At 41.0% G+C, this 15,740-nt stretch carries 8 protein-coding genes; 3 read left to right on the top strand and 5 right to left on the bottom strand.

Translation table 11 applies throughout. The features are described 5' to 3' along the window. Positions 1–52 precede the first annotated feature (52 nt). Positions 53–3,193, top strand: a complete 3,141-nt coding sequence (locus tag F9K23_09430) for a S8 family serine peptidase (protein ID KAB2915944.1) — start codon at positions 53–55, stop codon at positions 3,191–3,193. Further along, entirely contained in the window at positions 3,190–6,312 is a 3,123-nt protein-coding gene (locus F9K23_09425; GenBank protein KAB2915943.1) for a S8 family serine peptidase, read from the top strand. The genes F9K23_09430 and F9K23_09425 overlap by 4 nt, the downstream gene beginning before the upstream one ends. Positions 6,313–6,379: 67 nt before the next feature. Here the strand turns inward: F9K23_09425 and F9K23_09420 are convergent, their stop codons facing one another. Genes F9K23_09420 through F9K23_09400 form a run of 5 tightly spaced genes read right to left on the bottom strand, consistent with a single transcriptional unit; the run spans position 6,380 to position 11,501 of the window. Continuing rightward, positions 6,380–8,149: an ABC transporter ATP-binding protein gene (locus tag F9K23_09420; GenBank protein ID KAB2915942.1), complete on the bottom strand. Its 1,770-nt coding sequence runs from the start codon at positions 8,147–8,149 to the stop codon at positions 6,380–6,382. Next, a complete protein-coding gene (gene truA / locus F9K23_09415) occupies positions 8,142–8,903 on the bottom strand; it encodes a tRNA pseudouridine(38-40) synthase TruA (protein ID KAB2915941.1) in 762 nt (253 codons plus the stop codon). Before truA ends, F9K23_09420 begins: the two co-directional genes overlap by 8 nt. A gap of 7 nt (positions 8,904–8,910) precedes the next feature. Next, positions 8,911–9,363 (bottom strand): nuclear transport factor 2 family protein, encoded by a 453-nt coding sequence (locus F9K23_09410; protein ID KAB2916024.1) that lies wholly within the window; start codon positions 9,361–9,363, stop codon positions 8,911–8,913. 56 nt (positions 9,364–9,419) lie between these two features. After that, entirely contained in the window at positions 9,420–10,151 is a 732-nt protein-coding gene (locus tag F9K23_09405; GenBank protein ID KAB2915940.1) for a DnaJ domain-containing protein, read from the bottom strand. Positions 10,152–10,160: 9 nt separating this feature from the next. Beyond that, positions 10,161–11,501, bottom strand: coding sequence for an FAD-dependent monooxygenase (locus tag F9K23_09400; protein ID KAB2915939.1), 1,341 nt, complete (start codon positions 11,499–11,501; stop codon positions 10,161–10,163). A gap of 123 nt (positions 11,502–11,624) precedes the next feature. On the opposite strand from F9K23_09400, the gene F9K23_09395 reads away from it, so the two are divergent. Beyond that, on the top strand, positions 11,625–15,638 hold the full coding sequence (locus tag F9K23_09395) for a PKD domain-containing protein (GenBank protein KAB2915938.1): 4,014 nt from the start codon (positions 11,625–11,627) through the stop codon (positions 15,636–15,638). Positions 15,639–15,740 lie beyond the last annotated feature (102 nt).

Genomic DNA, 15,740 nt, shown 5'->3' with positions numbered 1-15,740 from the left:
ACTAGTCTACCATAAAAGCTACGTTATTTAGTTTTTATTTATCTTGCCAATTATGATGAAGTACCAAAGAGCCCTGTGGCTGCTGTGTTTTGCCCTGTTTACAGTTATTTCAACAGCCCAAACCAATCATCCTCAACAAATAGATGGAGAGGTGTATCTTAAATACAAAAGCGAATATCCTATAGCAGGTTTATTGGTACAAACAGACGCTCCCTATGCGTTGTTACCCGGTTTTGATAAGGAGTTTTCAGAAAAATTTCAGATTTATAAAGCTCAAGCCTCATTTGGCAATGCAGATAGTAAGTTAAAGCAAACCATTAGGGTTTCTTTTAGAAATGCTAAAGATATCGGGACTTTAATTAAGGCATTAACCGCTAACCCTATGGTTGAGTATGCAGAACCAGTTCCGTTGAATGTTACAGGATATACACCTAATGATTTGGGAACCAATACTACCACCGGACAATGGGGGTTGTACAAGATAAAAGGCCGCGAGGCGTGGGATATTTCTAAAGGAGATTCTGCCATTACGGTTGCCGTTGTTGACGACGGGATGAATATTTTTCATAACGACCTGAACAATAACGTATGGCGTAATCCTAAAGAAATTGCAGGTAATAAGATTGACGATGATAATAACGGCTACGTAGATGATATTTTTGGATTTGATGTAGGCGATAAAGACCCTGATCCGTTTCACCCGAATACAAATTTTACGCACGGAACCCATGTTGGTGGTATTGCCGGTGCGGTAAGTAATAACCAGCTGGGTGTAGCATCAATTGGGTATAATATTTCGCTGATGGCTGTAAAATGTACCTTCAATGCACAATCAAATACTGCATCAATACCCATGGGGTATGAAGGCGTAACCTACGCAGCCAGTGCGGGTGCAGATATTATTAACTGCTCATGGAGTAGCGGTCAGCAAAGCCAAACAGCCCAAAACGTAATTGATTTTGCGGTATCAAAAGGGTCTATAGTAGTTGCTGCTGCCAGTAATGATGGTGTGGAGCAAATACGCTACCCCGCAGCATACGATGGGGTAATAGCCGTTGCCAGTACAGATATTAACGATAATAAATCAAGCTTTTCAAACTACGGTACTTGGGTAGATGTTTCAGCTCCAGGTAGCCGTATCCGCAGTACAATTGCAACAGGGTCTTATTCAACGTTTGACGGAACCTCAATGGCAACTCCCATGGTGGCCGGTTTGTTGGGTTTAATGAAATCACACAATCCCAACATGACTAATGCACAACTTGAGCAGTGCCTGATAAGCAGAGCAGAGCCAATAGATGCACTTAATCAAACCTTTGCCGGTAAAATTGGTAGTGGCCGTATTGATGCTGAAAAGTCGTTGCAATGTGCCGGTGCATTCCTAAATGCTGTTCCTAAGGCACAAATACAATCAGCAAGCACTACAGCTTGCCCTAATACGGTAGTTTCTTTCTTTGGTAGCTCTACCAAAGGCAGCGCTGAAAAATATACCTGGTATTTTCCCGGTGGAACGCCAGCTACCGATACTACTAAAAATCCTGTGGTTACTTACACAAATGTTGGCGACTATGATGTTGCTTTGGTGATAACCAATACAAACGGAAGTGATTCAATCAACCTAACTAATTACGTTTCTGTTTCTGCCTACGGTAATGAGGTTGTTTTTCAAGAAAATTTTGAATCGGGTAATTTAACAGGAATGGGTTTCACAACACTGAACCCCGATAATGGCGCTACGTGGGATGTAGTGAATGCAAATGCCTTAAAGGGCAGCAAACGTTCGCTACGTATGAACTTTTTTAACTATGCTACAATTGGTCAACGCGATGCATTAATAAGCCCTGTAATGAGCCTAAACGGCATAGCAAACAGCAGGCTTACCATGCAGCATGCATACCGTGCCCGTAATACTACTAAACGCGACTCGTTGTTGGTGTATGTATCAACCGATAGTGGACAAACATTCCCTTATTTAGTTGCTGCTTTTGCCGAGAACAACAGCTTTAGCTTTGCTACTCAAACTGCATCAACAGCTACATTTACTACTACTTTCTCATCTGATTGGTGCGTAGAAACTATTAAAGGAACATCATGTATTGATATCGACTTAAGCAATTTTGACGGTAAAGACGGGATTGTGTTTAAGCTAGAGGCTTATAACGATAATGGTAATAACTTATATATCGATAATATTAAAGTGGCGGGTAATTGCGCAAGGTTTAACACTAAAAAACCTGAAGCCGACTTTGCAAATAACGATACTACTTTTTGCCTTCCGGCAGATGTGAAGTTTACAGATATGAGCGTAAACTTCGGTACCTCTTATGAGTGGATTTTTGAAGGAGGAACTCCTGCTACATCTACACTTAAGAACCCACAAGTTAATTATTCAGTGTCAGGTACCTATGATGTAACCCTAATTGTTGGTAACAGTTTTGGTTACGATACCATTGAAATGAGGGATTACATTGTGGCTGCGGCAAACCCGGTTGTAACTGTATGGGCTGATACAACTAAACTGTGCAGGGGACAAAGTACCCGCATGTACGCAGCAGGCGCGAAAGATTATTTTTGGTATCCTGTATTCGCTCAAAATACAACGGTTGGTGATACAATTATTATTAACCCTCCTTCGAGCTTTACCTACAACGTAAGGGGTACATCTGTTGATGGGTGTACAGACGTGAAAACTATCTCAATCACTGTATATCCCGGTCCCGGTACGGTTAATATATTTAATAACAACATGGGGTCGTTATACACTAATAACAACACTCTTGGGGTAAAATACCAGTGGTTGCTTGAAGGTGTGGTACTCCCCGGCGATACAAGCAAAACCATTACACCTTCACCGTCAGCACCCGGTACATACTCATTGCGTGCAAGCGATAGTATTGGTTGCAAAGTGGTATCTAATGAGTATTATTTCAACCCATTATCAGTTATTAATGCAAGTGATAAGGGCATAAAAGTGTATCCTAACCCTGCTTCAGATGTGCTGTATGTTGAAACTGAGAATGGTGATGCTGAGATTAAGGTTTACAATATTTTGGGTGAGTGTGTGTTTGAGGATAAACTAATCGGAAAACGAGCTGAAATAACCACAAAAACGTTGAACGATGGTATATACTTTGTGAATGTACAATCCGGCAACCAGAATATTGTTTGGAAAGTAATTATAAATAATGAATGAAACGCCTTTTAAAGAATAGTATAATACTTCTATTTGTTTTAATAAGGCTTAATGGATTTGCTCAAATAGCAGATAGTAATTATCTTGATGGTGAAATATATTTAAAATATAAAGATGATTTCCCCGTAGATTTTTCACGGGAATTTGTTGAACCTCATACTCTTCCGGGGCTTAATATTGAAGTTACTACACAATTTGGTATTGTTGAGGCTCGGTTTTCATTTAATAAAGTGCAGTATCCTAAACTGCAAAAAACAGTGAGGCTAAAGTTTACAGCAATCAAAACTGCTGATAAACTGGTTGAATACTTTACATCTCAACCTTTTATTGAGTATGCTGAAAAAATACCAGCTTACCGCCCCACATATACCCCCAATGATTTAGGCTCTAATGCAGTAGGGGGGCAGTGGCATTTGTACACTATAAAGGCAAGGGAGGCATGGAATTATTCAAAAGGGGATAGCAATATTGTTGTTGCAGTTGTTGACCAAGAGTGTAATATCAACCATGCCGACCTAAGAAATAATATCTGGAAAAACCCCGGTGAAATTGCAAATAACAGTGTTGACGATGATAATAATGGTTACGTCGATGATGTAAGTGGGTGGGATGTATCGGATAACGACAATAATGTTATTACCACTAATACAACTTATTTAGACCATGGGACGCCTTGTGCCGGACTTGTTTCTGCTACAACTGATAATAGTAAGGGTGTTGCCTCTATTGGGTTTTTCGTCAAAGTTCTTCCTGTAAAGACTAGTCAAGACGGTCAAAAGGATGAATTTCTTCGTAACACAACCGAAGGAATTGTATATGCTGCGCTTATGGATGCTGATGTAATAAGCTGTTCTTTTGGGTCTTATGCATATTCACAAACAACTGTAAATGCTTTAAATTATGCCTTCTCTAAAAACTGTATAGTTGTTGCTAGTGCAGGAAATGACAATAATACTTTAACCCACTACCCTTCATCATATACAGGAGTGATTTCTGTTGCCGCATCAGATATTAGTGACAAAAAAGCGTCCTTTTCAAATTATGGTAGCCGTATTAATGTAACTGCCCCAGGTGTAGGGATGTACACTACTAAAACCGATGGAGGTTATTACAGTTTTGGTGGAACATCAGCAGCATGCCCGCTTACAGCAGGTTTGTTGGGTCTTATGAAAAGTTATAGACCTTTAATATCAAATACAGGTATGACAAGGTGCCTTATAAAATCGGCAGATAACATCGATCCTGTAAATTCAGGTTTTAAAGGCTTATTAGGAGGAGGTAGAATAAATGCAGAAAAGGCAATGCGTTGCATGGATTCAACAAGCAAGGCACCTCCTGAAATGTTTATTCAAGTTAGTGAATCTTCTTCATGTCCGAATAAAAAAATTAAGATAACAGCAGGTGCAGTAAATAAAAATGTAGATAGTGTGGTATGGCACCTTCCCAGTGCAATTATTTTATCACAAAGTGGATTTGATATTGAGGTGAAGTATCCTACTAGCGGTGTTTATAGTATTACGGTAACAGGATTTAATAGCTATGGATATGATTCTATATATCTTGAAGATTATTTATCAATAAATGCGGGGTATGTGAGTACACTCTATTATGAGGATTTTGAAGACTCTACAGCGTTCAATAACCTTACAATTGTCAATCCTGATAATAAAATAACTTGGATACAGGCAACAGCACCTACTACTGTGAATATGGGTAATAAAGCCATGAAAATGGATTTTTTTAACTACACAACATCCGGTGTAGGTGTAAGAGATGCTTTTATCTTACCACCTATTGATCTTTCCCGGTCATTGAAACCACAATTAACATTTAGCCACTCATATTCGGATTATTATTCATTATCAGAAGACAGTGTTATTGTTTATGGCTCACTTGATAGTGGCAAAACGTTTCCTTACAGGCTGCTAGCTGTTCATTGCCAATCTATGATTACTAGATCTACAGGTATTAGCTTCATACCTCAAAACAGCTCTGAATGGTGCTTTGGTTCCGGCCTTTCCTGTAATTCAGTAATTATGGATTCAGTTTTTGCAGGTAAAAACTATGCGCTTTTAAAATTTGAAGCTTATCACAAAGTAGGTAATAATTTATACATTGATAATATTAAGGTCTTTTCTAAATGTGGTGATGTGTTATTCGAGCCCCCTACATCAGATTTTAGTGTCTCCAAAACAGAAGTATGTGAAGGTAATAAAATTCAATTCAACAATAAAAGTCTCCTTGCAACCAATGGGTATCAATGGATATTTGAAGGAGGTGTGCCTAATATCGCAACATTAGAAAATCCGGAGGTCGAGTATCCCGTTTCAGGGGTTTATGATGTTACGCTTGTGGCAGCTAATCCATTAGGTTACGATACTTTAATTTTAAGAGATTACATCAATTGTATTGCTCCGCCTAAAATAATAGTTGACGATACCCAAAAATATGTTTGCCCTGGTGATAGTATACATTTTACTGCAACTGGAGCTGACTCTATTATTTGGTATAAGCATAATACAAAAACTAATGTATATGGTTCAGTGTTAGGTGATAGACCTGTACAAACTACCATCTATAGTGTAAAAGGGTATAATTCATTTGGTTGTTGGGATTCAATCGGGGTTAGAGGTGTTTATGTTCAGTTACCTCCTCCTGTTTTTATTTCTGTTTCCGGTAAAAAAATGACTGCTACCCATAACCCTGGTTTATTCTATTATTCTTGGTTTGTAAATGATTCCGATATGAACCTACATACTTCTACTATTGAGCCAAAGAAGACTGGGAATTATAAAGTGATTATTACAGATTCAGCAGGGTGTTCATCTGTTTCACAGCAGGTGTATTTTGATTACGTACAGTCTACAAAAGGGATAATTGGTGTTAATTCAGGTAAAATAAATATTTACCCAAACCCAACATCGGGTGAGGTTTACTTTGAAGGGCTTGAGAAAGGCATTGAAGCAAAAATTACCTTAACCGATATGATTGGCCGTAAGGTGCTTGAAACAATCATTACCACCAATACAATAAACGTTGATACCCTGCCTGCCGGATTGTACTTTATCTCGGTTGAGCAGAACAATACGCTTGTTTCGCAAAAACTTAGGGTTGAATAGAACTCATTGATATAATAAAAAAGCCCCGAGCATTGCTCGGGGCTTTTTTATTTATAGTTGTAGAGGCTTACACCCCTGCAAACTGGAAGTTGTATAGTTTTTCGTAGTACCCTTTGCCGTTCAGCAGTTCCTCGTGTGTACCGCTTTCTACAATCTGGCCTTTCTCAAGCACCAGTATTTCGTCGGCGTTTTGTATAGTACTTAAACGGTGGGCAATGGCTATGCTGGTGCGGCCTTTCATCAGTACCTCAATGGCGTGTTGTATCAACTCCTCGGTTTCAGAGTCAACAGAGCTGGTAGCCTCATCCAAAATAAGGATTTTGGGGTCGGCAGCCAGTGCACGGATAAACGAAATCATTTGACGTTGACCTACCGATAGCGAACTGCCACGTTCCATCACATTAAAATCATATCCTCCGGGCAGGCGTTGTATAAACTCTTCTGCACCAATTAGCTTGGCAGCTTCAATAATCTTTTCTTTGCTGATGTAATCGTCGTACAAACGAACATTATCGCTGATACTGCCCGAAAATAGGAACACATCCTGCAAAACTACCGCAACATTTGAGCGTAGCGAAGCCAACTGGTAATCGTTAACGTTTCGGTGGTCTACTAATATCTCGCCTTGATTAACCGTATAAAACTTATTGATAAGGTTTACAATCGATGATTTACCTGCGCCCGTTGCTCCTACTAAAGCAAGGGTTTTGCCTTCTTTTACTTTGAAAGACACATCGCGCAATACCCAATCTTCTTCATTATAGGCAAACCAAACGTTTTTAAACTCCACTTCACCTTTTAAGGTATCAGGCTTATAAGTTCCTTCGGGTTCCAATTGTGCTTTATCGTCAATCAGTTTAAATACCCTTTCGGCAGCCACCATACCCATTTGCAACGTATTAATACGGTCGGCCAATTGGCGTATGGGTCTGAAGAACTGGTTGATAAACACAATAAACGATACAATGATACCGTAGGTAATGTCACCACCAATTACTCCTTTTACACCGTACCACACTACCAAACCAGTAGCCAGCGCAGTGATAATCTCTACTACAGGAAAGAATACAGAGTAGTACATTACCGAGCGGATGTTGGCATCGCGGTGCATGGAGTTAATGCTTTTAAACCGTTTATATTCTTCACGTTCACGGTTAAAAATCTGCACAATTTGCATTCCCGTAATGTGTTCTTGAACAAACGCATTAAGGTTGGCAACGGCATTACGTACTTCTGTAAACGATGATTTTACTTTTTCTTTAAAGATATAAGCTGCTATAAGTAACAGGGGAAGTACCGAAAGACAAACCAGCGTAAGTTGCCAGTTGAGTGAGAACATAAAGTACAGTATCACCCCGATTTGTAATATATCACCGGCGATAACAATCAACCCTTCAGAAAACACATTTGAAAGTGATTCGATATCGCTTACGGTGCGGGTAACCATGGTACCCACAGGGGTGCGGTCGAAAAATTTAAGTTTCAGGCGGGTAACAAAGGCATATACTTTCAGGCGGAGGTCTTTGATAACTGCTTGGCCTAACCATGCTGTTACGTACGACTGCCAAAAGTTAATGGCAGTGTTTATAATCAGCAGGGCTATCATAAACAGTGTCATGTTTATCAAGCCTTCATAATCACCTTTTGCCACATCGTTATCCAGCACATCTTTAATAAGCTTGGTGCGGTATGGGCCTAGCCAAGCGCTTATAAGAGTAACAAAAATGGCAAGGTAAACCTGCTTTTTATAGGGGGCAGCTAACCCGAATATTCTGCGTATCAACGGCCAATCAAACATGCCGCTTTTTTGCTTTTTTGGGGGATTATTATCACTCATCTATCTTCTCAAAAGGGGTTAGGGTATAGTCGTAGCCTATACTTTTAAGGTATAAACCGTGTGCCGGTGCCGAAAATCCTGCTTCGGTACGTTTCTTACTTTGTATCACGGCCTCAAAACCTTGTATAGTCAGTTTGCCACTCCCAACATCAATAAGTGAGCCAACAATTGCCCGCACCATATTACGTAAAAAACGGTCGGCCTGTATAGTAAATACATGGCGGCTTTCGTGGATTTTCTGCCATTTTGCCTGCATTATTTTGCAGTTAAATGTATATACCTGTGTATGGGTTTTGCTAAAGCATTCAAAATCTATGTAGTCAAACAGCTTTTGCGCCGCAAGGTTCATGGCGTCGTAATCCAAAGGCCCGTAGCGGTAGTAACTGCGGTTTACTAAAAAAGGGTCGGGCTTGCTATGCATGTGGTATTCATACAAGCGGTAAGTGGCATCAAAACGGGTATTAAACTCATCGCTTACCTTGTAAGCAGCGTGTATGGCAATATCGTATGGTAAGATTTTGTTGAGCCTGAAAACAAATTTGGGAGGTAGGGGAGAGTGGTAGTCAAAATGGGCAAAGAACTGAAGGGCGTGCACACCGGTATCGGTTCTGCCGCAGCCAATAGTTTCAACGGGGTGGCTTAATAGTTTGGAAATAGCACTGTTTAATTCGGCTTGCACGCTATTTGCGTTTTGCTGAACTTGCCAACCGTGGTATCGGGTGCCGTCATAACTTAGTTCTACAACAAAACGCATGATAGGCTTAGCTCGTGTGGTCGGACACGATAACCCATTGCCCGTTTATTTTTTTGAATAATAAGGTGTAGTAGCCTTGAGCCGCTTTTACGCTGCCGCTTATCATCCACTTACCAACCACCATATAGGATTTGTTTTTGCCCGCAGGAGCCCCAACAGAATGAAAATTATCATCGGCCAGCGATTCTATTGATATAACCTCAAAAGCAAGAGTGCCCATGGTGGCTTTATCAGGGTATGATTTTTTGTAGTTATCATACACCTTTTGCCAGCCGTAGGTAATACCATTTTTGCTTACAAACTTCAACTTGTCCGATTTCCAGTAACCTGCCATAAAGCCGTCAATATCGCCGTTGTTCCAAGCAATCAGTTGCTTGTCCATCACCGCTTTTATATCAGTGCTGTCGCTTCCGCCATTAGCTTGCACGGCCAATGCAGCAAAAACAAGTAGTACCGGCAACAATGCCAGTTTTATTATTTTACTTAATGAAGCTCTGTTTATCATATTGCCGTAAGTTACTTAATATTACGTTGTTTCTTAATGGTTTCGTATGCTTCTGTAAGTTGCTGGAACTTTTCTTTAGCACCTGTTACCACTTCCTCGCCTAAATGAGCCACTTTATCGGGGTGGTATTTCAGTGCCATTTTTCGGTAGGCCTTTTTCACCTCTTCGTCAGTAGCTTCCTCGTCTATTTCAAGCACTTTGTAGGCACTTCCGGTATCCTGCAAAAACATTGCCGTTACTGATTGAAAATCTTGAAGGCTGATGCCCAAATACCCTGCAATTTGTTGCAAAAGGTTAAGCTCTGATAACTCTATTTTACCGTCGGCATAGGCAATACCTACTAAAAAATGCAGCAGTTGCAAACGGGCTGCATGAATCATGTTGGCTTTTATTTGCACACAAACGTCGCGTAACGAGTAGGGTTGGTCGATGGTTTCACGCAGCACTATCATCAACTCTCCGGTCTTTTCAGGGCCGTAGGTTCGTTTAAAAAAGTCCTTAATGTAATTAAGTTCCGATTTTAACTTTTGGCCGTCGGCTTTCATCACTGCACCGGCCAGTACAACCAAGGTCAACGCAAAGTCGCCCGGTTGCGAGCGACCTTCTTGCCTGTTTATTTCGTCAATATCAATTTCAGAAACATCAAACATCGATCCTACAACAAACCCCACAATACCCCCAATAGGGCCTCCAAGTACCCATCCTAATCCGCCGCCTACCCATTTGCCGAATCTTGTAGCCATACAGTGTGTTTAGTTTGCCGTTAATGTAGTTTTATTAATGATGTCAAGTACCGCATCGCGGTTGTTCACGTCAACATTATTATTAATAATGGTAGCCAATATTTTATCGTTAACTGCACCTTGCTCCAATGCTTTGCGGTAAGGGGTGGTTGTAAAGGTTACCAACTCATACTGCGATTTGAAAACATCGGGGTACAATTCAGTTAAATCATGTTCCACTTGTTTCTTGCGCAAAAAGTCGGGATGTCCCACTAAGTCGCGCATTTCAACAAAGTTTTGCAAAGCAAGGTCTGCAATTGCATCCGCATTGGTTTTACGTAGTTCCTGATAATTCCCGAACACCTTCGCCCAATCAGTGCCAAAGTTCTCTATACACTCATCCATTACCACACAATCTTCAAAACTGCAATTCATGCCTTGGCCGTAGAATGGAACCACAGCGTGGGCTGCATCGCCCATCAATGCAATTTTGTCTTCGCGAACCCAAGGGAAACACCTTACGGTTACCAGTGACGATGTGGGGTTGGTGGCAAAATCTTCCAACAAACCGGGCATCATTGAAACCGCATCAGGGAATTGGTTGTTAAAGAATGCCGCTACAGCATCGGGGTTGTTAAGTGTTTTAAAGTTGTATTCGCCACCCTCAAATGGTAAGAAGAGAGTGCAAGTAAAATCGCCCGCAGGGTTAGGTAGTGCAATCATCATAAAGCTGCTGCGAGGCCAGATGTGCAAGGCGTTTTTCTCAATCAAAAATTTGCCGCCCTCACCTGCAGGTATGGAAAGCTCTTTATATCCATGCTTTAAGTAGTCTTGCGAGTAGTTAAAGCGGTCGGTAATTTGCAGTCGGCCCCTTGTAGCTGCAAAAGCACCATCGGTGCCTAGTATGCGGTCGGCTTTATATTGAACGGTGCTTCCGTTTTCATCAACAAAGGTCGAGGTGCCGTTTTCAATATCAACGTCCACGCAACGGTGGTTAAAATACAAGGTGATATTAGGGTATTCATCGGCCAGTTCAAGCAATTTTATGTTCAACCTGCCGCGTGATACTGAATAAATGGCTTGCCCTTCTTTTCCGTAAGGTTGGTAGCTTAGTTTACCCTCAATGCTGTGCATCATACGTCCATACATTGGGATACCGTCAGAAAGTATTTCATCAGCCAATCCTACTTTTTCAAGGGCTTTTATGCCTCTGTTGGATAGCGCAAGGTTAATTGACTTTCCTGCCGAGATGCGGTTGCTGCGTAAATCAGGACGACGTTCGAACACATGAACATCAAAGCCCCGTTTAGCTAGATATACTGCCATTAATGAGCCTGAAAGCCCCCCGCCAATTATATGTATTCTTTCCATAACCAAAATGTATGGGGCAAATTTACATTTGCCGGTGGGTTAAAAAAATTATGCTGCGTTATTAAATAATCATTAACTTAGTACTTTAAATCAGTAGGCATTTTTTTAAAATAGGTAGGATAAATGTATCGTAAGTACGGTAAAAGTATTGTTTTACTGCTTGTATTAGTATGGGCAGCGCAAGCTGGCTTTTGCCAAAACCAAACCAGCAGGTTTGGAAATATATGGTACTTTGGAGAAGTCGGTCTTGATTTTAACTGCAATCCGCCCCGTGTTTTACGCGGCGAAAGTAAAATTACCCCTTGGGTAGTTGGCTCATCTGCCCTAAGTGATGAATGCGGTGATTTACGTTTTTATTGTAACGGTGACACTATCTGGGATTTTGCCCACAACTTTATAGTAGGTCCTGCTATTCCTTTGCATGGTTCGCGACAGTCTACCCAATCTTCAGTAATTCTTCCTCACCCTCAAGACCCGAAAAAATTCTTTTTCTTTACTGTTGATGGGGATGAAGTAAACAATTTTAACGGGCTTAGTTATACTGAGCTTGAAATTGGCGGAAACCCTATATTTCCTGTAGCTAACCAAGTATTGGTGCGCGGTACTAATGAAATGGTAACTGCTTGCAGTGATGGTAATGGGGGATATTGGGTGGTTACTAAACTGAAGGGCAAAGACGAATTCCGTTCTTACCATGTTACTAATACAGGCGTTGATACAAGTGCCGTTAGAAGCACTGCCGGTGGTACAGCTTCTGAAAGCGGGCAGCTCAAGTTTTCACCTGACGGTCGGTTTTTAGCTATAACCCGTCCATTGCAACTGTTTAAGTTTGATATTGCTACCGGTGTTGTTAAAAACTTTTCACTCAGTTTGGGGGTTTCTTCAACAGGTTTTCCTTGGTTAGATGACGGTACCGGTGTTGAATTTTCACCAAGCGGCAATTTCTTATATACCAACAATTTTAATAATGGGGCTACACCCGGTGAGGAAGGTGTATATCAATTTGATTTGCGCAGCGATGATGAGATGATAATCCGCGCTACACCATTGCGCGTCTCTGCACCATCAACCGTTCTTAAAGGTGGTTTACAATTAGGACCCGATGGTAAAATTTACATTATTGAAGGAGCATCAGTTGATAAACTGTCTATCATTCACCGTCCGGAATATTTGGGTACTGATGCTGATTTTGAATATCAATTCATCAACCTTCGATTAACAAGTCCGGGTACATACTTTCCTAACTTTAACCAAAGTTGGTTTTATGAGCCCGCGTTGTTTTTTGTAAATGGCGGATGTAATAGAGATACCACGTATTTAGAATTAAATGATAAGTTGTGGTATTCGTTGGCGGACAGTAACGATATCGATTCTGTGCGGTGGACGATTGAAGACCCCGTTTCAGGAACACATACTGCAATGGGTTTCACCATACCGCATTACTACGATCAATTCGGGTGTTTTAATGTAACCATTGAAGCGTTTTCGCATAAGTTGGGCGGTTCGGTTATCCGTAAGCGATTGGCACGTATCAGCCAGATGCCAACCACTGAACTGGGCCCGCGCGATACTACGTTGTGTGTTAGTCCAAGACAACTTTTTAGAACGGTTGCCACTTTTGATAACCCGTTTTCAGAATACGTTTGGTATTATAAAACCTTTGCCGATGTGGCGGCGGGTATCCCAGACTTGGGACTTAATCCTATTAGCATGGGGCCTGATATTACCCCGAAAGTTGAAGGACGTTTTTGGGTAGTTAAAACCTTTAAGTGTTGCACAAACTCTGATACGATTGATATTCACCACGACTCAATAATACCCTTCTTTAAAGTGAATGACGGGTTGCAATGTGAGCGGAATAACTCTTACGAATTTACCAACCTATCTACCCCTACGTTTAAAAAGACTTCGTGGAAGTTTGGCGATGCAACTGCTGATACAGGTAAAATTGTTACTAAAAAATACAATGCTATCGGGTCTTATACCGTAGAAATGTCCACTGAAAGCCAGTTTGGTTGCAAAACTAAAATTTCGCGTATCATGTTGGTGGTAAAACACCCTGTGGCCAAGTTTAGTGTTGATACTAATCAGCTTTGCTTTAAGGGGAACGTGTTTAAATTTAAAGACTCCTCAACGATAGAGTTTGGTAACGGTAGCATACAAAAATGGACTTTTGATTTGGGCGATAGTACTTCAACCAATCAGAAACAGTTTACCAAAAGCTATGCTAAACCGGGAACCTATACGGTGATGTTGGCTATAAATTCTTCGCAGGATTGTAAAGATACGGCCTATAAACAGCTGAAAGTATTCTCTCAACCCGTAGCAGGTTTCTCCATTGATGATACCAGCCAGTGTAAACTGGGTAATGTGTTTACGTTCGCAGATACTTCCTCCTCGTCGATAGATTCGATAAACTATCGTTGGTGGACGTATGGTGATGCCACTCCGCCTGCAAACCGAACGGGAATGCCTTTGCAACATAACCGATCGTATAATACGGTCGACTCGTTTAGGGTGAAGTTAAAAATAGGAGCGGGGCTAAATTGCTACGATAGCATGACGCGTTATGTGCATGTGCACGGCGACCCGTTTGTTGATTTTGCCATTCCAACACCTACACAGTGTTTAGAGGGCAACTTGTATAATTTTGACGATACCACTTTTGTTGAAAAGGGCAGTGTGCAAACTTACCTGTGGGATTTTGGCGATAGTTCGCCCATTAGCAATACAGGAATAGGTAAAAGCTACGCCAAGTATGGAAGTTATAATGTGAAGCTAAGGGTAATTAGTAATAATGGTTGTACCGATTCGGTTTCAAAGGGAATATTATTGCATCCCATGCCCGAGGCGGCATTTACAGTAAATCCAACCGTTTCTTGTTTCAAAAACCACTCGTTTTCGTTTTCAGGCGCAGCTTCATTTGTGCCCGTAGGAACAATTACAGGTTACTTGTGGGATTTTGACGATGCAACAACATCAACGGTTCAAAATCCGCCGGCCAAGGTTTATACAAAAGATACGGCTCATGAGGTGAAACTGATTATCACTTCTGATAAAAACTGCGTTGATACCGCCAAGCAAACAGTTAATTTTTACCCTACTCCCGTAGCAGTGATAAAGGTTGATAACCTTATCCAATGCCTTGAAGAGAACGTGTTTTATTACAAAGGCGATAGTTCAACAGCAGGCACAGGAACGATAACAGAATACTTGTGGAATTTGGGCGACGGTACTATTGAGGATGTTCCCAACCCTGCGGGTAAATTCTACATCAAATCGGACACGTTTGATGTGAATCTGAAGGTAACTACGGCTGACGGTTGCACGGATACAGCCTCGGTGCAAGTACAAGTGAGGCCTTCACCCACTGCTAACTTCTCGGTAGCGCCAACTTGTTTGTTCCATCAATCAATGTTTAAAGATTTAAGCTCAAGCAATCCGGGTAATATCATTTCATGGAACTGGAACTTAGGTGATGGAACGCTTACTAATGATACCAATCCGATACATACCTACGATAATACCGGAGCATATACGGTGACATTGAGTGTTGAATCTAACTACGGATGCCGCTCATCAGTAACCAAAATAAATGAGGCTGTGGTAAAAGGCTTGCCACAAGCTAAATTTGGAATGGCTAAAATTGATTACGACGATAAAAACACTACTGTACAGTTTATTGATTCATCCATTGATGTGAATTTCTGGGATTGGGATTTTGGAAACGGACTTATCAGTAATCAACAAAATCCATTAATTGTTTTTGATGATACAGCCTCATTACCTGTGCGGTTTATTGTGAGCAATGCCGAAGGCTGCTTTGATACGCTTTACCGAAGTGTATTTGTGGCACCTGATTTTTATTTCCACGTACCTAGCGCATTTACGCCTAATAAAGACGAACATAACCGCACATTTGGCGGAGAAGGAACCCGTTATTATAAAGAGTATTATTTAAGAATTTATAATCGTTGGGGGCAACAGGTGTTTGAATCTAATAATTCTCAAGAACGTTGGGACGGTACAACAAACGGAGAAGCTTGCCCCGTTGGATTGTACACATACGTATATCGTTTGCTGGATGTATTTGGCCAGTATCATAACTACAACGGCTCTTTAATGCTTATCCGTTAGTAGAAAAAGTAATTTCTTCCCCGTATTTTATACGAAACGGGTGCGTAAAGTCGCGCTTATTATTATCTTTGATGTTATGGCATTACACACAGGCAACCTTTC

Source organism: Bacteroidota bacterium (assembly GCA_008933805.1).
Lineage (GTDB): Bacteria > Bacteroidota > Bacteroidia > UBA8524 > UBA8524 > SB11.
The sequence above is the reverse complement of the archived record's forward strand: the minus strand, read 5'-3'. Positions and strand labels throughout refer to the sequence as shown.